This window comes from Lentzea sp. NBRC 105346 (assembly GCF_030269605.1).
Lineage (GTDB): Bacteria > Actinomycetota > Actinomycetes > Mycobacteriales > Pseudonocardiaceae > Lentzea.
Map to the genome: position 1 here is coordinate 38,427 of NZ_BSTQ01000027.1, position 19,032 is coordinate 57,458.

The 19,032-nt window shown below is 69.9% G+C and carries 19 protein-coding genes; 8 read left to right on the forward strand and 11 right to left on the reverse strand.

Annotation, left to right across the window (positions count from 1 at the left end; genetic code table 11):
• Positions 1-65 precede the first annotated feature (65 nt).
• Positions 66-1,487 carry an FAD-dependent monooxygenase gene (locus QSK35_RS40035; RefSeq protein WP_285753270.1) on the forward strand — a complete coding sequence of 474 codons (1,422 nt, stop codon included), beginning with the start codon at positions 66-68 and terminating at the stop codon, positions 1,485-1,487.
• Here the strand turns inward: QSK35_RS40035 and QSK35_RS40040 are convergent.
• Positions 1,465-2,193: a helix-turn-helix transcriptional regulator gene (locus QSK35_RS40040; RefSeq protein WP_285753273.1), complete on the reverse strand. Its 729-nt coding sequence runs from the start codon at positions 2,191-2,193 to the stop codon at positions 1,465-1,467. The genes QSK35_RS40035 and QSK35_RS40040 overlap by 23 nt on opposite strands.
• A gap of 104 nt (positions 2,194-2,297) precedes the next feature.
• Between QSK35_RS40040 and QSK35_RS40045 the strand changes: the two genes are divergently transcribed.
• Positions 2,298-3,125: a phytanoyl-CoA dioxygenase family protein gene (locus QSK35_RS40045; RefSeq protein ID WP_285753275.1), complete on the forward strand. Its 828-nt coding sequence runs from the start codon at positions 2,298-2,300 to the stop codon at positions 3,123-3,125.
• Here the strand turns inward: QSK35_RS40045 and nudC are convergent.
• The 4 genes from nudC to QSK35_RS40065 all read right to left on the reverse strand — a co-directional run bounded on the left by nudC (position 3,122) and on the right by QSK35_RS40065 (position 8,605).
• Positions 3,122-4,069 (reverse strand): NAD(+) diphosphatase, encoded by a 948-nt coding sequence (gene nudC / locus QSK35_RS40050; protein WP_285753277.1) that lies wholly within the window; start codon positions 4,067-4,069, stop codon positions 3,122-3,124. The genes QSK35_RS40045 and nudC overlap by 4 nt on opposite strands.
• Positions 4,066-5,454 (reverse strand): M16 family metallopeptidase, encoded by a 1,389-nt coding sequence (locus tag QSK35_RS40055; protein ID WP_285753279.1) that lies wholly within the window; start codon positions 5,452-5,454, stop codon positions 4,066-4,068. Before QSK35_RS40055 ends, nudC begins: the two co-directional genes overlap by 4 nt.
• 231 nt (positions 5,455-5,685) lie before the next feature.
• Positions 5,686-6,972, reverse strand: coding sequence for a M16 family metallopeptidase (locus tag QSK35_RS40060; RefSeq protein WP_285753281.1), 1,287 nt, complete (start codon positions 6,970-6,972; stop codon positions 5,686-5,688).
• A gap of 10 nt (positions 6,973-6,982) precedes the next feature.
• Positions 6,983-8,605 (reverse strand): DUF2207 domain-containing protein, encoded by a 1,623-nt coding sequence (locus QSK35_RS40065; RefSeq protein ID WP_285753283.1) that lies wholly within the window; start codon positions 8,603-8,605, stop codon positions 6,983-6,985.
• 340 nt (positions 8,606-8,945) lie between these two features.
• Here QSK35_RS40065 and QSK35_RS40070 point away from each other — a divergent pair, with 340 nt between their 5' ends.
• Together QSK35_RS40070 and QSK35_RS40075 are read left to right on the forward strand one after the other, a co-directional pair.
• Positions 8,946-10,007, forward strand: coding sequence for a neutral zinc metallopeptidase (locus QSK35_RS40070; RefSeq protein WP_285753285.1), 1,062 nt, complete (start codon positions 8,946-8,948; stop codon positions 10,005-10,007).
• A gap of 12 nt (positions 10,008-10,019) precedes the next feature.
• Positions 10,020-10,910, forward strand: a complete 891-nt coding sequence (locus QSK35_RS40075; protein WP_285753286.1) for a neutral zinc metallopeptidase — start codon at positions 10,020-10,022, stop codon at positions 10,908-10,910.
• 81 nt (positions 10,911-10,991) lie between these two features.
• Here QSK35_RS40075 and QSK35_RS40080 read toward each other — a convergent pair whose 3' ends face one another.
• Entirely contained in the window at positions 10,992-11,402 is a 411-nt protein-coding gene (locus QSK35_RS40080) for a hypothetical protein (protein ID WP_285753288.1), read from the reverse strand.
• Between the two features lie 55 nt (positions 11,403-11,457).
• Complete coding sequence (locus QSK35_RS40085) at positions 11,458-12,033, reverse strand: single stranded DNA-binding domain-containing protein (RefSeq protein ID WP_285753290.1); 576 nt, start codon at positions 12,031-12,033, stop codon at positions 11,458-11,460.
• A 94-nt stretch (positions 12,034-12,127) separates the two neighbouring features.
• On the opposite strand from QSK35_RS40085, the gene QSK35_RS40090 reads away from it, so the two are divergent.
• Together QSK35_RS40090 and QSK35_RS40095 are read left to right on the forward strand one after the other, a co-directional pair.
• Positions 12,128-12,808, forward strand: coding sequence for a response regulator transcription factor (locus QSK35_RS40090; RefSeq protein WP_285753292.1), 681 nt, complete (start codon positions 12,128-12,130; stop codon positions 12,806-12,808).
• Entirely contained in the window at positions 12,805-14,058 is a 1,254-nt protein-coding gene (locus QSK35_RS40095; protein WP_285753294.1) for a sensor histidine kinase, read from the forward strand. Before QSK35_RS40090 ends, QSK35_RS40095 begins: the two co-directional genes overlap by 4 nt.
• Here the strand turns inward: QSK35_RS40095 and QSK35_RS40100 are convergent.
• Positions 14,045-15,196, reverse strand: a complete 1,152-nt coding sequence (locus tag QSK35_RS40100; protein WP_285753296.1) for an amidohydrolase family protein — start codon at positions 15,194-15,196, stop codon at positions 14,045-14,047. The two genes, QSK35_RS40095 and QSK35_RS40100, sit on opposite strands and share 14 nt — an antisense overlap.
• 59 nt (positions 15,197-15,255) lie before the next feature.
• On the opposite strand from QSK35_RS40100, the gene QSK35_RS40105 reads away from it, so the two are divergent.
• Positions 15,256-15,744: a MarR family winged helix-turn-helix transcriptional regulator gene (locus QSK35_RS40105; protein WP_285753298.1), complete on the forward strand. Its 489-nt coding sequence runs from the start codon at positions 15,256-15,258 to the stop codon at positions 15,742-15,744.
• On the opposite strand, the gene QSK35_RS40110 is transcribed toward QSK35_RS40105, so the two are convergent.
• Genes QSK35_RS40110 through QSK35_RS40120 form a run of 3 tightly spaced genes read right to left on the reverse strand, consistent with a single transcriptional unit; the run spans position 15,741 to position 18,581 of the window.
• On the reverse strand, positions 15,741-16,115 hold the full coding sequence (locus QSK35_RS40110; protein ID WP_285753300.1) for a hypothetical protein: 375 nt from the start codon (positions 16,113-16,115) through the stop codon (positions 15,741-15,743). The genes QSK35_RS40105 and QSK35_RS40110 overlap by 4 nt on opposite strands.
• A gap of 15 nt (positions 16,116-16,130) precedes the next feature.
• Positions 16,131-17,174 (reverse strand): potassium channel family protein, encoded by a 1,044-nt coding sequence (locus QSK35_RS40115; RefSeq protein ID WP_285753302.1) that lies wholly within the window; start codon positions 17,172-17,174, stop codon positions 16,131-16,133.
• The gene (locus QSK35_RS40120) at positions 17,175-18,581 is read right to left on the reverse strand and encodes a M20/M25/M40 family metallo-hydrolase (RefSeq protein WP_285753304.1); all 1,407 of its coding nucleotides are present in this window, start codon (positions 18,579-18,581) and stop codon (positions 17,175-17,177) included. It lies immediately after the preceding gene.
• 62 nt (positions 18,582-18,643) lie between these two features.
• On the opposite strand from QSK35_RS40120, the gene QSK35_RS40125 reads away from it, so the two are divergent.
• A complete protein-coding gene (locus QSK35_RS40125; protein WP_285753306.1) occupies positions 18,644-19,021 on the forward strand; it encodes a DoxX family protein in 378 nt (125 codons plus the stop codon).
• The last annotated feature ends 11 nt before the right edge of the window (positions 19,022-19,032 follow it).

A 19,032-nucleotide genomic window follows, 5' to 3' on the forward strand; every position in this document is an offset into this window, starting at 1 on the left:
CGAGATGAAAGATAGACCGAGCTAAAAGATTGACTCAGTACAAGATTGTCCGGCATGGTGGAGCCATGGACTACGAAGTGGTGATCGCGGGGGCGGGTCCGGTCGGCCTTCTGCTGGCGTGTGAGCTGCGGCTGCACGGCGTGCGGGTGGTCGTCCTCGAGCGGCTCACCGCACCGAGCAACATCATCAAGGCGGGCGCGATCAGCGGCCGCACCGCCGCGTCGCTGGACCGGCGCGGGCTGACCGAGGAGATCTCCAAGGTGGCGGCCGCCGCGGCGGGCACCCTGCATGCCAACGTGAAGGCGTTGTTCAGCAACGGAAAGGTGCTCGGAGGTCACTTCGCCGGGATCTTCAAACTGACCGGCATGGGCGGGCCGGCCATGATGATCGGGCAGCCGGACCTCGAACGGATCCTTGCCGCGCGGGCCGCCGAGCTCGGCGTCGAAGTCCGGCGCGGCCACGAGGTGACCGTGCTCGAGCAGGACGACGACGGCGTCACGGTCGACGGGATCCGCGCGCGGTACCTGGTCGGCTGCGACGGTGGCCGGAGCAGCGTGCGCAAGCTCGCGGGCTTCGACTTCCCCGGCACGGGACCGACGATCACCGGCCACCAGGCGATGGTCGAACTGGCCGACCCGGAGAAGCTGAACCTCGGCTGGCACCGCACTCCGGTCGGGATGTACGCCTTCGGCCCGACACCCGGCCGGATCCTCACCGTCGAGTTCGACGGCCCGCCGGAGAACCGCGAGGTGACGCTGGAGGAGCTGCAGGCGAGCTTGCGGCACGTCAGCGGCACCGACGTGACGATCACGAAGGTGCACACCGCCACCCGCTGGACGGACAACGCGCGGCAGGTCACGACCTACCGAATCGGCCGCGTACTGCTCGCGGGCGACGCGGCGCACATCCACTCGCCGTTCGGCGGACAGGGCCTCAACACCGGCCTGCAGGACGCGATGAACCTGGGGTGGAAGCTCGCCGCCGCACTGCGCGGCCGCGACGACCTGCTCGACACCTACACCGCCGAACGGCACCCGGTCGGCGAGGTCGTCGTCGACAACACGAGGGCTCAGGTCGCACTGTTGCGGCCGGACGAGCAGACCACCGCGTTGCGTGAGCTGTTCAGCGAGTTGCTCGACATTCCGGAGGTCAACGAGCGGATCTCCGCGATGATGCAGGCCACCGACATCCGGTACGACGTCGGCTGCGACCACCCGCTCGCCGGGCGGTTCGTGCCCGACCTGAAGCTCGGCGAGCAGCGGCTGGCGGAGCTGCTGCGCGACGGCACGCCGGTGTTCCTCGACGTCACCGACGACGAGGAACTGCGCAAGGCGGCAGGGCACATCAGGGTCGTCACCGCCGAATGTCCTGAGTGGACCGAGCCGGTGCTGGTGCGGCCGGACGGTTACGCGGCCTGGGTGGGTGCCGCGGCGGAAGGCCTGCGGGACAGCGTCGAGCGCTGGTTCACGCCCACAGCAGCCGCGTGAGCCGGCGCACGCCCGCGTGATCCAGTACGGACGGGCTGCCGCCGTAGGCACTCGGCGGCAGCCCGTACAACGCGGTGAACCGGTGTGAGAAGTGGCTGACGTCGGCGAACCCGCACTGCCTCGCCACCGCCTCGACGGTGAGGTCGGTGCGGGTCAGCAACGTCTCGGCCCGCGAGCAGCGGACCCGTTCCAGTGCGGCGGCGACGCTGACCCCGAACTCCGCCTGGAAGAGCCGGTTCAGGTAGCCACGGGTGACCGAGGCCGCCGACGCCAGATCGTGCACGCTGATCCGCGGTAACGGCAGGTCCGCCCACACTGCCCGCAGGAACAAGACCACCGCGCGCAGCGTGCCCGTCACCGGTTCCTCGACGGGGTCGGCGAGCACGACGGAGACGAGGTAGCGCAGGGTCTCGTCGACGGCGAACCCGGCCAGCAGGTACGCGCACAGCCCGCCCACCGGGTTGTCGCCGGTCATCCGCATGAACCGCGGGCCGTCGACCGGGCTGCCGACGAACGATGGTCCGAAGTGGACGTACCCGTGCCGGGACGGGTGTACCGGATCCCAGTCGAAGCCGTGCTCGAACCCCGGTGGGATCAGCAGCAGCTCCCCCGGTGTCAGGAAGAACGTCTCGGCGCGCGTCACCAGCGAAGCCCGGCCACGCAGCATCCAGACGAACTCGTAGTCGTCGATGACGCGCAACGGCATGCGCGCACCCGCCGGGTAGTCCGCGACCGCTGGTGTACATCCAGACAAAGATTAGCCTCTCCAACACATGGTGCCAGCCAAGTCGAACACCTGAGTATGCACATGTGAGCAACTACGCGCAGGACGGCTTCATGGTCGTCGACAACGTGCTGTCCCCCGGCCTGCTTGCCGAGGTGCGGGCCGAGGCGACCTCGATCTGCCGTGGTGACCGCGGCGCGATCGAAGGTGTCGAGCTCGCTGGCCCGGTCCAATCCGACACAGCCGTGCTCCGCAAGTACTTGTGCGTCCACTTCCCGCACAAGATCTCGAAGCTGCTGTACGACGTCGCGGTCCTGCCGAAGATCGCGGGCGTGCTGACCGGCGTGATCGGGCCGAACGTCAAGATGATGCAGTCGATGTTGTTCATCAAGGCCGAGGGCAAGCCCGGCCAGGCGTGGCACCAGGACGAGACGCACATCCCGACGCGCGACCAGTCCCTGACCGCCGTGTGGATCGCGCTCGACGACGCGACGGTCGAGAACGGCTGCCTCTGGGTGCTGCCCGGCTCACACCGGCGGAAGTTCCTCTACCCGGACCGCGAACAGCACGATGCCCGGTTCGACTGCACCAAGGAAGCCCACGGGTTCACCGACGAGGACGCGATTCCCGTTGAGCTCGAAGCGGGATCGGCGCTCGTGTTCGACGGGCACCTGCTGCACCGGTCGTTGCCCAACACCGGCAAGCACGGCATGCGCCGCGCCTACGTCACGCACTACATGAGCGCGGACTCACTGCTGCCCTGGTTCCCGCCCGGTCCCGGCGACAGCATGGGCACCGTCGACCACCGCGACATCGTCATGGTCGCCGGCGAGGATCCGTACGCCTTCAAGGGAATCACCGACGTCATGCGCCCGCACGTCCGCCCGGCCGGTGAAGGTGGTTGCGTGCGTTAGTCGAGAGCCGCCCAGGACTGCAGCATCCGGAAGGCGATGGACGCACCGCCCGCGAGGTGCAGGCCGGGCACGCTGCCCGGTTGGTTGATCGCCTGCCGGACGAGGTCGCGCGACACCCACCGGGCCTCGGCGATCTCGCCCTCGGCGGGACGCAGCTCGGCACCGTGGTCCGCGACCGCCTCGAAGCCGATCATCAGCGACCGCGGGAACGGCCACGGCTGGCTGCCGAGGTAACGGATCGACCGGACCTCGACGCCGACCTCCTCGAGGATCTCCCGCGCGACGCAGGCCTCCAGCGACTCACCGGACTCGACGAACCCGGCGAGCACGGAGAACCGGCCCTCCGGCCATTCCACGCCACGCGCGAGCAGGACCTGGTCCGCGCCGTCGTGCACGAGGCAGATCACGGCGGCGTCCGTGCGCGGGTACTCCTCGCGTTCGCAACCGGAGCAGAACCGCACCCAGCCGGACTTCTCGACCGTCGTCGGGGCTCCGCACTTGGCGCAGAACCGCGCGATCCGATGCCACTGGAACAACGCGGCCGCCGTCGTGAACAACCCGGCGGAGGTGTCGTCCAAAGTGGCCCCGGACTGACGCAGGTCGAGCCACTGCGGTTCGTCCGTGAGCTCCGGGTACGTCCAGGCCCGGCTCTGCATCGGCTCTTCGGTCTCCTCCGCCGGAAGCGGAACAGCCCAGTACGCGACGCCGTCCTGTTCGCCGAGCAGCACCGCGTTGTGCGGCGGCTGGTCGCCGAACTCCGTGGCGGCCCGATCGACCACCCGCGTGCCGCGGTCGGACACCAGGGTCCGGCCGCGCACGTCGACCACGATCACGCGCGACTTCGGCCACAGCTGCTTCAGCTTCTCGTCGTCGCCGCGCAGCGGCTCCTGCCGGTCGATCGTGTACCGCGACAGCGCGGGGAGGCCGATCAGGTCAAAGCTCAAGGAAGGATGATCCCACCCAAGGCCTTCAGCTTCGGAGCGAGTTTCGTCGCATCTCCAACCACGACACCGGTGAAGTTGCCGGGGGCGAAGAACTCCAGCGCGACGTTCGCGACCTCCTCTGCGGTCACCTTCTGCAGCCGCTCGGGGTGCCCGACGAACCATTCGACACCGAGCCCGAGCCCGGCGAGGTTCACCAGGAACGAGGCCAGTCCCGCCTGCGAGGACGTGGTGGTGAGCAGCGAGCCGATCGCGTACCGGCGCGCGGTGTCCACTTCGGACTCCGTCGGCGGCACGAGGCCCAGCTTCGCCAGCTCGTAGCGGGTCTCCAGCAGCGCCGCCGCGGTGACGTCGCTCGCGGTGTCCGCGTCCACGCCGAGCGTCGCGCCGTGCGCCGTGAACTCCGGGTGCGACCGCGCGCTGTAGGTGTAGCCCTTGTCCTCGCGGATGTTCTCCACGAGCCGGCTGGAGAAGAAGCCGCCGAACACCAGGTTCGCCACCTGCAGCGCCGGGTAGCGCGGGTCGGTGCGCGTGATCGCCTGCGCCGACAACCGGATCTGCGACTGCACCGCGCCCGGCCGGTTCACCAGCACGAGGTCGCCACCCTGAACGGGCGGCAACGGCGCCAGCTCCTGGGCCGTACCCTCGCCCTGCCAGTCCTTGAGCGCATCCTGAATCGCGCTGACCGCCTGCTCCGGCTCGACGTCGCCGACGATCGCCAGCACCGAGCCGCGCGGCAGCAACGCCTTGGCGTGCAACGCCCGCACGTCCTCGCGGGAGACCTTGGCGACCTCGTCGGCCTCGGGCATCTCCTTGGCGTACGGGTGGTCGCCGTAGAGGTGCTTCTGCAGCGCCTCGCGCGCGATGACGTTCGGCTGCGACCGGGCGAGCATGATCCGCTCGACCAGGCGGGTGCGCTCGCGCTCGACCTCGTCGGCCGGGTAGACCGCGCCGGTCAGCACGTCGCGCAGCACGTCGAGGAGCGTGTCCAGACCGCTGGCGAGCGCGCTGCCGGAGATGCTCAGCCGCTCCGGGTCGACCACGGAGTCCAGCTCGCCGCCGACCAGCGCGAGCTCGGTGTCGATCTGCACGCGATCACGGGTGGCGGTGCCGGTCAGGACCGTGTTCGCCAGGATCTCCGCCTGGGCGGAGTGCAGGCTGTCCTTCGTGCTCTGCGCGGGGTCCGCGAACGGCACCCGGAGCCGGACCTCGACCATCGGCACGGTCGCGCGGCGCACCGCGATGACGCGCAGGCCGTTGGGCAGCACGGTGTCCACATGGGACAGATCCGCGGGCGGCTGCTGCGTGCCCAGATCGGGGAGGGGGCGCGGGCCCAGCTCCGTGCGGCCGATCTCCTCGGCGGAGCGGTGGGTTGCCGGGGCGCTCACTCGGTTCCTCCGTTGGTCGCGTGCTGGTTGTCCACAGCCGGGCAGTTGTCCACAGGCCGGCCGCTGCAGCCCTCGAACTGTCGGTGCTGCGTGGAAGAATCAAAACTGGGGGTCCCCCGGCGGCGGGGACGCCCGCGAAGCCATGCGGTGGTCACTCGACGCCCCCGGAACTGTCGGTACTGCCGGGGAGAATCAAGACCGGGGGTCCCAAGCGGCGGGGAAGCGATGCGGTCACTCGGCGCCCCCGGCGGCGGGCTCGACGATCAGGATGGCGCGGGAATCAGGGCGGAGGGCCTTCGCGGCCGCGGCGACCTCGTCCACGGTCACGGCGGCGATGCGCTCGGGCAGCTCGTAGATCAGTTCGGCCCGCCCGAACAGCAGCTCCGCCGAGCCGAGGCCCAGCGTGCGGTTCGTCAGCCGGTCGTGCTCCTTGTGCATGGTGGACGCCCACCGCGCGGTGACCTTCGCCAGCTCCTCGGCCGACGGCGGCTCCTCCGAGAGGCGCGCGAGCTCCTCGTCGATCGCGGCGATCACGCGGTCCGCGGTCACCTCGGCCGGGTGGATGGCGCTGATGGTGAACGTGTCCGGGTCGCGCGCTTCCAGCGGACCGAACAGGCCGCAGCCCGCCGAAAGATCGGTCACCAGCTGCTCGCGGTGCACCAGGCGCTGCTGCAGGCGGGAGCCGTCGCCGTCGGTCAGCACGCCGGCGAGCACCAGGTAGGCGAGGTAGCCGTCGACGTCCGTCACCGGGTCCGGCACGCGGTAGCCGATGGCCAGCGCGGGCATCGGGGCGTGCGCGTCGACGTGCGTCGTGCGCAGCTCACCGGACGGCGCGGGCTCGGCGAACGACGGGCGCACCGGCGCGGGGCGGGCGGGCACGTCGCCGAAGTGCTTCTCCACCAAGGCACGAGCCTCGGAGACATCGAACAAGCCGGCGACCGTCAGCACCGCGTTGGCCGGCGAGTAGTAGGTGTCGAAGAAGGCCGCGCAGTCCTCGACGGTCGCGTTCTCCAGGTCGACGAAGTCGCCGTAGCCGTTGTGGGCGTTGGGGAAGGTCTGGAAGAGCACCGGCGGGAGCAGGATCCACGGGAACCCGCCGTACGGCCGGTTCAGCACGTTGAGCCTGATCTCCTCCTTCACCACGTCGATCTGGTTGCGCAGGTTCTCCGCGGTGATCTTCGGGGCACGCATGCGGTCGGCCTCGAGGAACAGCGCGCGCTCCAGCGCCGCGGACGGCAGGACCTGGTAGTAGTCCGTGTAGTCCGGGTGCGTCGACCCGTTGAACGTCCCACCCGAGGACTGGACGATCCGGAAGTGCGCGAGCTTCTCCAGGCTCTCGCTCCCCTGGAACATCAGGTGCTCGAAGAGGTGCGCGAAACCGGTGCGCCCCTCCGGCTCGGAGCGGAAGCCGACGTCGTAGTGCACGCTCACCCCGACGACCGGTGCGCTGGGGTCCGGAGCGAACACCACCCGCAGGCCGTTGGGCAGCGTGAACCTGTGCAGTTCGGGTGAGGCCATACGCGCCAGCCTACGGGTTCGCGGCTCGCAGTGAACGCAGGTGGCCCGCCTGGGCCAGCACGCCGTCGAGAGCTCCGAGGAACGCGGGGAAACTGCGCGCGAACTCACCGGTCTCGCCGTACCAGTAGAGCGACGAGTGCGGCGCGAACGTCGACAGCCAGCGCTCTGTCTCGCCCAGCACCACCGCGTACGGCAGCGAACGGGAGAACACCAGCTCGCGGTCGTCCTCGGGGATGTCGTTCGGCGCGACCCCGTGCAGATAGCCGCGCAGGCCGCGGACGTGCTCCAGCAACGCGCTGCCGCGCTTGGTGCGGGCGGGCATCGAGCGCGCGCCGAAGGCCAGCGCCGCACCACCGACCGCGACGGCCAGGCCGAACAGGGCGTTGCCGATCGTCAGCGCCAGCACGACCGTGCCGGCCAGGCCCAGCACCGCGATCACGATGCCCACCCACCAGAACAGCGAGCGCTCGCTGTCCGGGCGGCGCACGAACCAGCGCTTCTCCACCACGTCGGCGTACAGCTCGTCGCGCACCTCGGCCAGGTCGACGCGGCGGGCCCGCAGCTCGGACAGCGTCACCGCGTCCACGCCGTCGGGCAGCAGCGCGCGGTAGACCGCCCGCTCGTAGCCGGACAGTGCGTCGTCGGCCGGGTTGCGGCGCACGATGCGCCAGTCGTGACCATCTACTTCGGAGATCCACAGGTAGTTGCGCACCGCGAGGTCGATGACGGTCGCCGTCACGTCCACGACGTCCACGTGCTCGTCGACGACCGTACCGACCTGGCCGGGCAGCACGCCGTCGGGCGAGGCGAACGCGACGCGGCCGCTCTGGTCGCGGACCAGGACGTTGATCGGGCCGACCTCACTGGCGAGCGCGGCGGCGTCGCGGCCGCGCAGGTACCAGAGCAGCACCACGCCGCCGAGCAGCAGGAGCAGCAGGCCGCCGAGCACGGCGGCGGAGATCGGGGTGAGCGCGAACGCGGCGGCCAGCGACGAGTTCTCGATCACCACGGCGTTCGCCGGCACGACGCCCGCGGACATGCCGATCGCGATGTCGACCCGTTCACCGGGCGAGAGCTTGATCTCCTGGGCGCGCACGCCGCGGCCGTCCGCGAGGTCGGCGCTGGTGCACGGCTGCGACGAGCCGACCGGGCCGGCGAGGCAGTTGACCGACGTCGGCGAGTCGGGGGTGGACACGGTGATCGCCACCTTGTCCAGCTCGGTGTCCCAGCCACCCGCGGCCTGCCAGCGCAGCTCCAGGGCGTCGCCGACCTTGGCGACCGCGCCCTCGACGACGTAGCTGACCGTGGACTTGCCCGCGTCGAGCGAGACCTCGAAGCGGTCGTCGGTGACGGTGGCGGAGCCCTTGCCGTCGACCTTCGCGTCGCTGATCTTGAACAACCGGTCGAGGTCGTTGCCGACCGCGAGTCGCAAGGGGACGGACCGCTTGACGGTCTTGCCGTCCGGAACGGTCACGGTCTCGGTGACGGAGAGCCGGGAGTCGCGCTCCAGCTTCATCCGCACCTCGGTGCTGACGGTTCCGGGCAACGGCTGCGCCGCTGCGACACCGCCAGTGGCACCGGCGAGCATCACCATCAGGACGGGCGCGATCGCCGCTCCCCAGTTTCTCAACACGGCCGCGGAGAATAGCGGAGTTCCCCTAGGCTCTGGTCCGCTTTCCGGTAGACGCCATCTGGGGGAATCTCAACAATGACCGGTCACCAGACCCGGATGACCAATGCGGCGGACGTGGCATGACGTTCGCACCTATGCTTCGAAATGATCCTGGGCTGATGGGGAGGGACCTCAGGCGATGACGCAACCACCGCCACCGGGAGGCTGGCCTCCGCCACGCCCGGTAGGACCACCACCCATGCCCGCACCCATGGGGCAGCCGCAGTACCGGCAGGGTCCGCCACCACCTCCGCCTCCTCCTGCGCCGCAACAGCCCTGGCCGCCCCAGCACGCCGGTCCGATGCCACCGCCGCGCCCGGTCATGCCGCCGCCGCAGCCGTCGTGGGGACCGCCGCCCGGCCAGCCACCGATGGGGTACCGGCCGTACCCGGTCATGCCGCCGAGGAAGAACAACGGCCCGATCGTGGCGTTCGTGGTCTTCGGCGTGTTGCTGCTCGCCATCGGCGGCGTCGGCCTGCTCGCGTCGAAGAACTCCAGCCGCGCCACGGACGCCGGTTACAACGGCTACGCGTCGTCCAGCCCGACGTACACCTACAGCGAGACGACGACCACGACCACCACCGAGACGACGACCACGACGCGGACCACCTCGTCCAGGCCGTCGTCGACGCCGACGACGCAGGCGGGCCCGAAGGCCGTCGTCGCGCTGGCCGACCACCCGATCCACCGCACCAACATCGGCGCGATGGACATCAACGGCTGCGGCCTGCCCGGCATGAGCTACGACCCGGCCGGCCAGGAGCGGTTCCTGCGTGCGGCGCTGGGTTGCATCGAGACGATGTGGAAGCCGGCGATGGCCCGCGCGAACCTGCCGTACCAGCCCGCCGAGCTGCAGATCGTCACGCAGGACATGCAGTACCCGTGCGGCACGGTGAAGGCCGACCAGACCGCCCGCTACTGCCAGGGCACCATCTACTGGACCGCGAACAACTACGCCAACGACTCCTCGCCCAACCATCCGGGCAAGTACATCGGCCAATTGGCGCATGAGTACGGTCATCACATTCAATGGTTGTCCGGTCTCCTCAAAGCTTCAGGTAACGCTCAGTACGACGCGGGAGGCTGGGACACGCCGAAGGGGCTCGACCTGAACCGCCGGATGGAACTGCAGGCCACGTGCTTCGGAGGCATGTCGCTCGCGCCGTTGTCGCACGGCGCGATCCCGATGGACGTGATCAACCACGCCCTTCAGGACGCGGGACAGCGCGGTGACTATCCGCAGTACCCGTACCGCGACCACGGGACGCCCGAGCGCAACTCCGCCTGGGTGAACCACGGTTACAAGAACAACAACGCGGCCGCCTGCAACACCTGGGCCGCGGGTGACGCCGACGTCGCCTGAGAGGGGAAACGCGTGACCTCACGACCCGCGAAGAACAACCCGTTCGTGTTGGCCGGGGTGTTCGCGCTGGTCGTGTTGTCGGTGCTGGGGCTCGCGGAGTCCTCCAAACCCAAGCTCGTGGAAGGCCGGGCGCTGGCGGGCGAGACGAAACCCGCCACGTCCGAACCGAGCGCCCCGCCACGACCGCGCGCGATCTACCGCCTGGCCGACCACCCGATGCTGGTCACGGGCGCCACGCTGCCGCAGGTCACCTGCCAGCTTCCCCGTTTCGGCGTCCGCGACGAGCAGCTGGCCGCGTACTACACGGCCGGCGTCGAGTGCCTCAACCAGGCGTGGGGCCCGATGCTGGAGAAGGCGAACATGCCGTTCGAGGCGCCGAAACTGGACGCCTCGCCGGACCTGAAGGACGGCCCGTGCGGCCAGGCGCCGACGTCCGAGCAGGCCGTGGCGTACTACTGCGGCCGGAACCGGACGATCTACATGCCCACGTCGCGCCTGCGCAACAACGGCGGCGGCGACGCCCCGGCCACGCACCTGGCGACGCTGGCGCACGAGTACGGCCACCACGTGCAGGCGCTGTCCGGCATCCTGCGGGCGGCCGACGTGAAGATCACCGACGCGGGTGAGAAGACGCCCGCGGGCCTGGAGATGTCGCGCCGGCTGGAGCTGCAGGCCAACTGCTTCGCGGGGATGTTCCTGATCAGCGCGTCGGGCCGCGGGTCCGTGACGCCGCAGCTGGCGCAGGAGGCCGAGCAGGACTTCCAGTACGCGCTGGAGGAAGCGCCCGAGGCCAACGCCCACGGCACGGCGGCCAACCAGGCGGAGTGGGCCTCGCTGGGGTTCAAGAACAACTCGACGACGTCGTGCAACACGTTCGCCGCCCCCGCGGGCGCGGTCGCCTAGGGCTTCGGGTCCGCAGCGGACTTGACGCTATGAGGGGACCCTTTATGGCGGTCAGCGCTTGCAAAGCTCCCCTCATGGCACTCATGAAGGCTTGGGATCCGCCAGGAGTTTGGGGAGTTTGATGGGGCCGTACCGGAACAGGTACGCGTAGACGCCCCCGGCGGAAGCGCTCAACCACAGCAGCAGCGACGCCAGCCGGTTGGCCAGCGGCTTGCCCGTGGGAGCCGAAGAAGCGGTCTGCACGAGGTCCGGTGAGCCGGCCTTCCAGATGACCTCGACCTGTTCGCCCTCGCGGTGACCGCACGCGTCGAGCTTGGCCTTGTTCGAACCGTCGACCTCGACGACGTCCATGCCCGTCGGGCAGGCACCGGTCTGCACGACCTTCGCCATGGCCCGGCGGGGCGGTTCCGACGTGCCCATCACGGACAGCGGAAACCAGATCGCGACCGCGACGCCCATGCCCACCAGTCCAGCGACCAGCAGGATGAGCACCCATCTATGGGGGATTCGCGGAACCGCCACACGCCGATGGTGGCAGACGCATGCCCTACTTCGGCAACTGCCTGACCTTCTCCACCTTGATGGTCTTGCCGTCGGACACCGTGCCCGTGACAACGACCAGGTCACCGTTCTTCGGCTTCTCCGACACCCCGGATAGGTCGAGGGCGACCTGCAGGCCGCTGCGTTCGATCAGCGTGGCCTTGTCACCGTCCACACCCGTCACGGTGCCGGACGCGTGCGCGGAAGCGACGGCGACACCGAGCGCCTTGCCGTCCTTGACCCGCACGGTCACCCGCTGGCCCTGCTTCAGGCCCGAGAGCTCACCGCCGCGGAACTTCGTCGACGAGTCCGTGGTCAGCGAGGCCTCGCCGCCGCCGTCCTTGGTGACGACCAGCTTGCCGTTCTCGACCGACTTCACGACGCCGACCACCAGGGTCACGCCCTCGGCCAACTTGCCCGGCCCCTTGGGACCCCTCGGCCCAGGGTGACCCTTCTCGAAAGCGACCCCCGGCGCACCGGTGGCCGACGCACTGTTGGCTGTCTGGGTGGCGAGGGCGACCCCGCCCGCACCCAGTCCGACGGCCGCCACGAGGACACCCGCCAGCAACGTTCCTTTGGACATGTCACCAGGCTGCGACTTTCACCTGAGCGTGGGCTGAATTGCTACCTGAGCCTTTGCTGAAGGTCAGTCGCTGTATGAGAAGGTCGTGTTCAGAATGAGGGTCGTGTCGAACGCCAGGGTGTTGGTGATCGAGGACGCCGAGGCGATCGGGGCCGCGGTGTGCTCGGCGCTGCGTGCCGTCGGGTACGAGGTGCAGCACCGGCTCGACGGGCGGCAGCTGGAGACCGACCTCAGCAAGTTCCGGCCCGACCTCGTGGTGCTCGACGTGATGCTCCCCGGCCGCGACGGGTTCCGGCTGCTCGACGTGATCCGCAAGTCCAGCGGCGCGGGCATCGTGATGCTGACCGCGCGCGACGGCGTCACCGATCGGCTGCGCGGGCTGGAGAGCGGCGCCGATGACTACGTGGGCAAGCCGTTCGTGCTGGCCGAGCTCGTGGCGCGGGTGACCGCGGTGCTGCGCAGGCTGGGCCGCACGCCGTCGACCGTGCAGATCGACGACCTCGTGGTGGACGCGGAGTCCGGGGTGGTGCTGCGCGGGCAGAGCACGATCGAGCTGACCGCGACCGAGCTGCGGCTGCTGTGCTACCTCGCCGCCCAGCGCGGCCGCGTGGTGAGCAAGACGCAGATCCTCACCGCGGTGTGGGGTTACGAGGACTACGACCCGAACCTGGTCGAGGTCCACGTCAGCGCGTTGCGCCGCAAGCTGGAGGAGCACGGGCCGCGGCTGCTGCACACCGTGCGCGGACTCGGGTACGTCCTGCGAGCCGAGGAATGAGCCTCAAGACCGTGTCGCTGCGGCGCCGGGTGGCCGTGGCGGTCCTGCTGGTGCTGGTCGTCGTCCTGATCCTGCTCGTGTTCCTCGTCGACTTCCTGTTCGCCAGCCAGTCGCGCCGCGACGCGGACGTGATGCTGCGGGAACGCGCGCAGATGGCGCAGCAGGTCATGCGGCGCAACCAGAACCCGGCCGTGATCGCCCGGCAGCTCGAACGCGGTGGCGTCCGGGTGACGCTGGTGACGCCCAGCGGTGAGTCGTTCGGCAGCGGCCCCGAGGAGTCCACGGACCGCGAGCTCAGCCGTACCTACGCGGACGGCACGAAGATCACGTTCTACGCGGGCACCACGATCACGTCCGCGGCCCAGGTCCGGTTGCGCCGCCTGCTGCTCCTGGTCGGTCTGGGCGCGATCGCGATCACCGGGTTCGTGCTGATCTTCGTGGTGCGCCGGGCTCTGGCGCCGCTGGACGCCATGACCTCGCTCGCTCAGGCGATCGCGGGCGGCCACCGCGGCGGCCGGCTCATGCCGTCGTCGCCCAAGACCGAGCTCGGCCGCGTGGCGGTCGCGTTCGACGGCATGCTCGACTCCCTGGAGGGCTCCGAGCTGCGCACCCGCCGGTTCGTCGCCGACGCGGCGCACGAGCTGCGCACCCCGATCACCGGCGTGCAGGCCGTCGCCGAGGCGCTGGTGCAGTCCTCGCCCGACTCGCCGGACCGCGACCAGATGAGCCTGCTGCTGGTCCGCGAGGCCCGCCGCGCGGGCCGGCTGGTGGACGACCTGCTCGCGCTGGCCCAGCTCGACGCGGGCCTCGAGCTGCAACGCGAACAGGTCGACATACTGGCGCTCGCCCAGTCCGAGGTCACCAGAACCCGCTTGCTGGCACCGGACTTCGACATCGAGGCGTCCGGCGAGGAGCTGACGATCACCGGCGACGGCCAGCGCCTGGCGCAGGTGATGGCGAACCTCGTCGACAACGCCCGCCAGGCCGCCGGACCGTCCGGCCGGGTGCGGATCGTCGTCGACTCCCGCGGGTTCACCGTGCTGGACAACGGTCCCGGCGTGCCCGAGTCCGAACGGGAACGGATCTTCGACCGGCTCGTGCGGCTCGACGAGGCGCGCGACCGCCGGTCCGGCGGGTCCGGCCTGGGACTCGCCATCGCCCGCGGCATCGTCCGCGCCCACGGCGGCAACCTCACCTGCGAACCGTCCTACGAGGGCGCAGTCTTCCGGGCCCAGTTCAGCTGGCCCTGACCACGTTTCCGGCGACGATCACCGTCTCGACGTTGCCCGGATGCGCCGCCGTCACCACCGCACTGATCACATCACGCGTCCCCGCGAGGTTGACGTCGTTGGCACGCAACAGAACCAGGTCAGCGAACTTCCCTGCCTCGATGGACCCGATCCGGTCCGCCATCCCCAGCGCGGCCGCACCGTCCACAGTGGCCATCCGCAGCACGTCACCGGGCGTCACATGCGTGTCCCCGAACGTCGCCGACATCAGGGTCGCCCGCATCAACGAGAACATGTCACCCGCGACGGCCGAGACCACATCCACCCCCAGCCCGGTGGTCACGCCCAACCGCTTGAGCCGCCCCACGACCGGCCCGCCGTGCCCCATCCGGGCCTCGACCGCGGGCGCGATCGACACGCCGGCACCCACGGAGCCGATCAGCGCCAGCTCGTCGTCGGACAACGAGTTGCCGTGCACGAACGTGATGTCCGGCCCGAGCAATCCGTTGTCCCGCAACAGGGAGATGGGTTCGCCAACGGTCGGACCGTTGCCCACGTGCACCGCGATCCGCATGTCGTGCGACCGGGCCAGCTGCCAGGCACGAGAAACCTCGTCCAAAGATGAGAACGACGGCCCGAGCGGCGCGAGCATCACCGACACCAGGTCGTTGCCCAGCTCCGCCGCCTTCGCCACGTCACCGGCGTCGGGAAGGTCCCCGCCCAACGGCTGCCCGTATCCGAACAACGCCCGGATTCCCGACGACTTCAAGGCGTCCAGCGACGCCGAGGCATGGTCGAACGACGGTGTGCCCGCATAGTCCTGCACGGTCGTGATCCCGGACGCGAGGCATTCCACGGCTCCGGCGAGCGTGCCCGCGTAGGTGTCCTCCGGCCGCAACCGCGGTGCCTCGTCTCGCAAAACGAGTTCGATGTACTGCCCCAGCGACACGTCGGCGGCCAGTGACCGCACGAGGGTCTGCCACATGTGCCGATGCGTGTCCACGAACCCCGGCAACACGATCAGGCCCGAAGCGTCGATCACCGGCGAACCGGACAGCCCCGGCCCGACCGCCGCGATCCTCCCGTCCTCGATCAGCACGTCCCGCACGGACGCGGTCAACCCGGCGACATCGACCACCAGGCCGTTCTTGATCAACACATTTACCTCCCCTGAAAGCTTTCTCAAAAGCTATCACGGTGTGCAATACCCTCTGACCTGTGACGGACCGAGTCGATCAGCTGCTCAACTCGTGGAAGACCGAGATGCCCGAAGCGCTCGGGCCGACGTCGGAACTGGGCAAGCGGGTGATGGTGCTGGCGGGCATGCTCGCGGAGGCCACGCGGAAGACACTGGCCGAGCAGGACCTCACCGGCGCGGAGTTCGACGTGCTCGCGGCACTGCGGCGCTCCGGCGAGCCCTACCGGCTCAAGGCCAACGAGCTGAGCAACTCACTGCTGCTGTCGACGGGTGGCACGAGCAACGTGGTGAACCGGCTCGTCACCAGGAACCTCGTGGTGCGTGAACCCGACGCGACGGACGGGCGCAGCACCCTGGTCCGCCTCACCGACACGGGCAAGGCCCACGCCGAGAAAGCGGTACTGGCCAACACGAAGGCGCACGCGGATGTGCTCGACAAGATCCCCGCAGACGCCCTCGACGCGGCGACGAAGGCGCTCCGGGACGTGTTTCCCCACCTACCGGACTAGAGGTCGGGCAACGGGTCCGGCGGCAGGAAGTCCTCCTCGGCGATCTCCGCGTCCGCCGCCCTGATCACCGAGACGTACTCGTCCCAGGTCTGGTAGTCGATCCCGGCGATGCGGAAGACCGGGTCGAACGCGGTGTCGACCGGGCCGAGCCGGATGGCCCGCCGGTACCTCGTGTGCACCGCCTTGGGCCGGTCGTGGCTGAGCCAGCTGCACTCCAGCAGGATCACGTGCTTGTCGGTGATCGCGATGATGAACGGCTTCTGCACCAACGCCCCGACGAGCGAGACGCTGGCCGGGAACAGGTAGCGGATCTCGGTTCCCGCGGGCAGCAACGCCCGGCACCGTTCCCTGACCACAGCACTCAGCGGCATACCGCCACGCTAGCCCTAGCCCTCGTCGGGAGGCGTGACTTTCTTTACATACAAAAGCCGGTCGCCGGGCTCGATGGCGTCGGCCTCGGCCGCGTCGACCCGGTAGAGCTTCCCGTCGCGCACCACGCCGAGCACGATGTCCGGGAGGTGGCGCGGCGACCCGCCGATCTCGCCCTGCTCGACGTCGCGTTCGGTGATCGCGAGGCCCTTGTCCGGCGTGAGCAGGTCCTCGACCATCTCCACGACGGACGGCGTGGCCGTCGCCATGCCGAGCAGCCGGCCGGCCGTTTCCGACGACACCACAACGGAATCCGCACCGGACTGCCGCAGCAGGTGCTCGTTCTCCCGTTCGCGCACGGACGCCACGATCTGCGCCTTGGGCGCCAGCTCGCGCGCGGTGAGCGCGACCAGCACGGCCGTGTCGTCGCGGTTCGGCGCCACGACGATCGCCCGCGCCCGAGCGGCACCCGCGACGCGCAGCACGTCGCTGCGCGTACCGGAACCATGCACGGTCACGAGTCCGATCGCGGACGCGGCGTCCAGTGCCTCCTGCACGGTGTCGACCACGACGATCGAACCGGGGTCGGCCCCGTCGCCGAGCAACGCGTGCACCGCCGAGCGGCCCTTGGTCCCGTACCCCACGACGACGACGTGGTCCCGCACGACTCTCCTCCACTTCTGAATGCGCATCGCCTGCCGGGAGCGCTCGGTGAGCACCTCGAGTGTCGTGCCGACCAGCACGATCAGGAACAGGATTCGCAGCGGTGTGATCACCAGAACGTTCACCAGCCGCGCGGACGAGCTGGCCGGGGTGATGTCGCCGTAGCCGGTCGTCGAGAGCGACACCGTGGCGTAGTAGAAGGAGTCGAGCAGCGAGACGCCGTCCCCGTTGACGTCCCGGTACCCCTCGCGGTCGAAGTAGACGATCAGCACCGCCGCCAGCAGCGCCAGCAACGCGCCGATGACCCGCTTCACGATCGCGCGGACCGGGCTCGAGACCTTGTCCGGCATCTTGATCACGCCGACGAGCGAGTGCGTCGGCTGATCGGTCAGGCTCATCTAGGACAACCTCTCGGGCAGGATCCGCCACAACACCGCCGCCGCTTCCGCGCCCTTGAGGAGCAGTGGCACCACCACGCGCTCGTTGGGCGCGTGAATCCGATCATCCGGCAACGTCGCGCCGAGGTAGACGACCGGCACGCCGAGCCACGCGTGCAGCAGCGCCGCCGGGCCCGAACCGCCGGTGCGGCTGAACCGCACCGGCTGCTCGAACGCAACCTCGTACGCTTCGTGCAGCGCCAGGTTGGCCGGATGTGTCACATCGGCCGCGTACGGCGGCGCGCCGTCGCCACGCACGTGCACCTCAGCATGCACGCCCGGTGGCGTGTGCTTGCCGACGAACTCCCGCAGCTGCTCCAGCACCACCTCGGGCCGCTGGTCGGGCACGAGCCGGAACGAGATCTTGGCCGTCGCGCTCGCGGGCACGATCGTCTTCAGGCCGGGGCCGGTGTAGCCGCTGTGCAGCCCGTTGATCTCGGCGGTCGGCCGCACCCACACGCGTTCCAGCGTCGACCAGCCGGCCTCGCCGGCCGTGGCCTGCGCGCCGCCCGCGTTGTGCGCGAGCCAGGCGGCCTCGTCGAACGGCAGCGCCGCCCAGTCCTGGCGTTCGAGGTCGGACGGCGGCACCACGTCGTCGTAGAAACCGGGCAGCTGGACGCGCCCCTCGTCGTCGTGCAACGCGGCGACCAGCCGGGCGAGCGCCGTGGCCGGGTTGGGCACGCCGCCGCCCGCGCGGCCGGAGTGCACGTCGGAGCTGCCGCCGGTGAAGACGATCTCGCCGCCGATCACGCCGCGCTGACCGGTGCAGATCGTCGGAGCGTCGCGTTCGTAGAGCGGAGTGTCGGTGAAGACGACCAGATCGCACGCGAGGTCGTCCCTGTGCGTGTCGAGCAGCTCGCGGATGTGCGGCGAGCCGGACTCCTCCTCGCCCTCGACGAAGAGCTTGATCGTGACGTTCGGGGTGGTCCGCCCGGTCGCCGCGAGGTGCGCCTTCACCGCGAGCAGGTGCATCGCGACCTGCCCCTTGTCGTCGCTCGCACCCCGTCCGAACAGCTCCTCACCCTGCACGTACGGGTCGAACGGCGGGTGGTGCCAGCGCTCGACCGGGTCGACGGGCTGCACGTCGTGGTGGCCGTAGACCAGGACGGTCGGCGCTTCCGGGTCGTCCGAGGGCCAGCAGGCGAAAACGGCGGGCAGAGCCGGGCCGGCGTCCCACACCTCGACCCGCGGCCAGCCGTCGCGCCGCAGCGTCGCGGCCAGCCAGGTGGCGGATCTGTGCACGTCAGCGTGGTGCGCGGGGTCCGCGCCGATGCTCGGGATGGCCAGCCACTCACGCAGTTCGGTCACGAAGTCATCGGCCAGCGCGGAGACGGCCTCGCGCTCGGGATGACGAGAATCACCTGCCACGGCCGAGCACAATAGGCCAGCCCTCTCTCGCCTACGCGGCGTAGGTATGACAGGGTCACGGCATGGAACCGAACCGTTCCCGTCCGCGATCAGCGCTCGCGCTGGCCGCACTGCTCGGTCTCGCCGGAGTCACCCACTTCACGCGGCCGAAGTTCTACGACCGGATCGTCCCGGCCTCGCTGCCGGGAAGTGCGCGGACGTACACCTACGTCTCCGGGGTGGCCGAACTGGCTCTCGCCGCGGCCGTCGCCGTCCCGAAGACCCGCCGCCTGGGTGGTCTGCTCTCGGCCGCTTTCTTCGTCGCGGTTTTCCCGGCCAACGTGAAGATGGCTCTGGATTTCCGGACGAAGTCACCGAAAGCGAAGGCCATCGCATACGGACGGCTACCACTGCAGATACCGCTGGTCATGTGGGCTCTGAAAGTGCGTCGCTCGGCTTGACCGAACACTTC

Excerpts from the sequence above, each read along its gene's own strand:
- QSK35_RS40085 (WP_285753290.1), bottom strand. The coding sequence starts at position 12,033 with ATGTCCAAAGGAACGTTGCTGGCGGGTGTCCTCGTGGCGGCCGTCGGA.
- QSK35_RS40060 (WP_285753281.1), bottom strand. The coding sequence starts at position 6,972 with ATGGCCTCACCCGAACTGCACAGGTTCACGCTGCCCAACGGCCTGCGG.
- QSK35_RS40040 (WP_285753273.1), bottom strand. The coding sequence starts at position 2,193 with ATGCCGTTGCGCGTCATCGACGACTACGAGTTCGTCTGGATGCTGCGT.
- QSK35_RS40115 (WP_285753302.1), bottom strand. The coding sequence starts at position 17,174 with ATGAGCCTGACCGATCAGCCGACGCACTCGCTCGTCGGCGTGATCAAG.
- QSK35_RS40125 (WP_285753306.1), top strand. The coding sequence starts at position 18,644 with ATGGAACCGAACCGTTCCCGTCCGCGATCAGCGCTCGCGCTGGCCGCA.
- QSK35_RS40095 (WP_285753294.1), top strand. The coding sequence starts at position 12,805 with ATGAGCCTCAAGACCGTGTCGCTGCGGCGCCGGGTGGCCGTGGCGGTC.
- QSK35_RS40110 (WP_285753300.1), bottom strand. The coding sequence starts at position 16,115 with ATGCCGCTGAGTGCTGTGGTCAGGGAACGGTGCCGGGCGTTGCTGCCC.
- QSK35_RS40035 (WP_285753270.1), top strand. The coding sequence starts at position 66 with ATGGACTACGAAGTGGTGATCGCGGGGGCGGGTCCGGTCGGCCTTCTG.
- QSK35_RS40090 (WP_285753292.1), top strand. The coding sequence starts at position 12,128 with ATGAGGGTCGTGTCGAACGCCAGGGTGTTGGTGATCGAGGACGCCGAG.
- QSK35_RS40070 (WP_285753285.1), top strand. The coding sequence starts at position 8,946 with ATGCCACCGCCGCGCCCGGTCATGCCGCCGCCGCAGCCGTCGTGGGGA.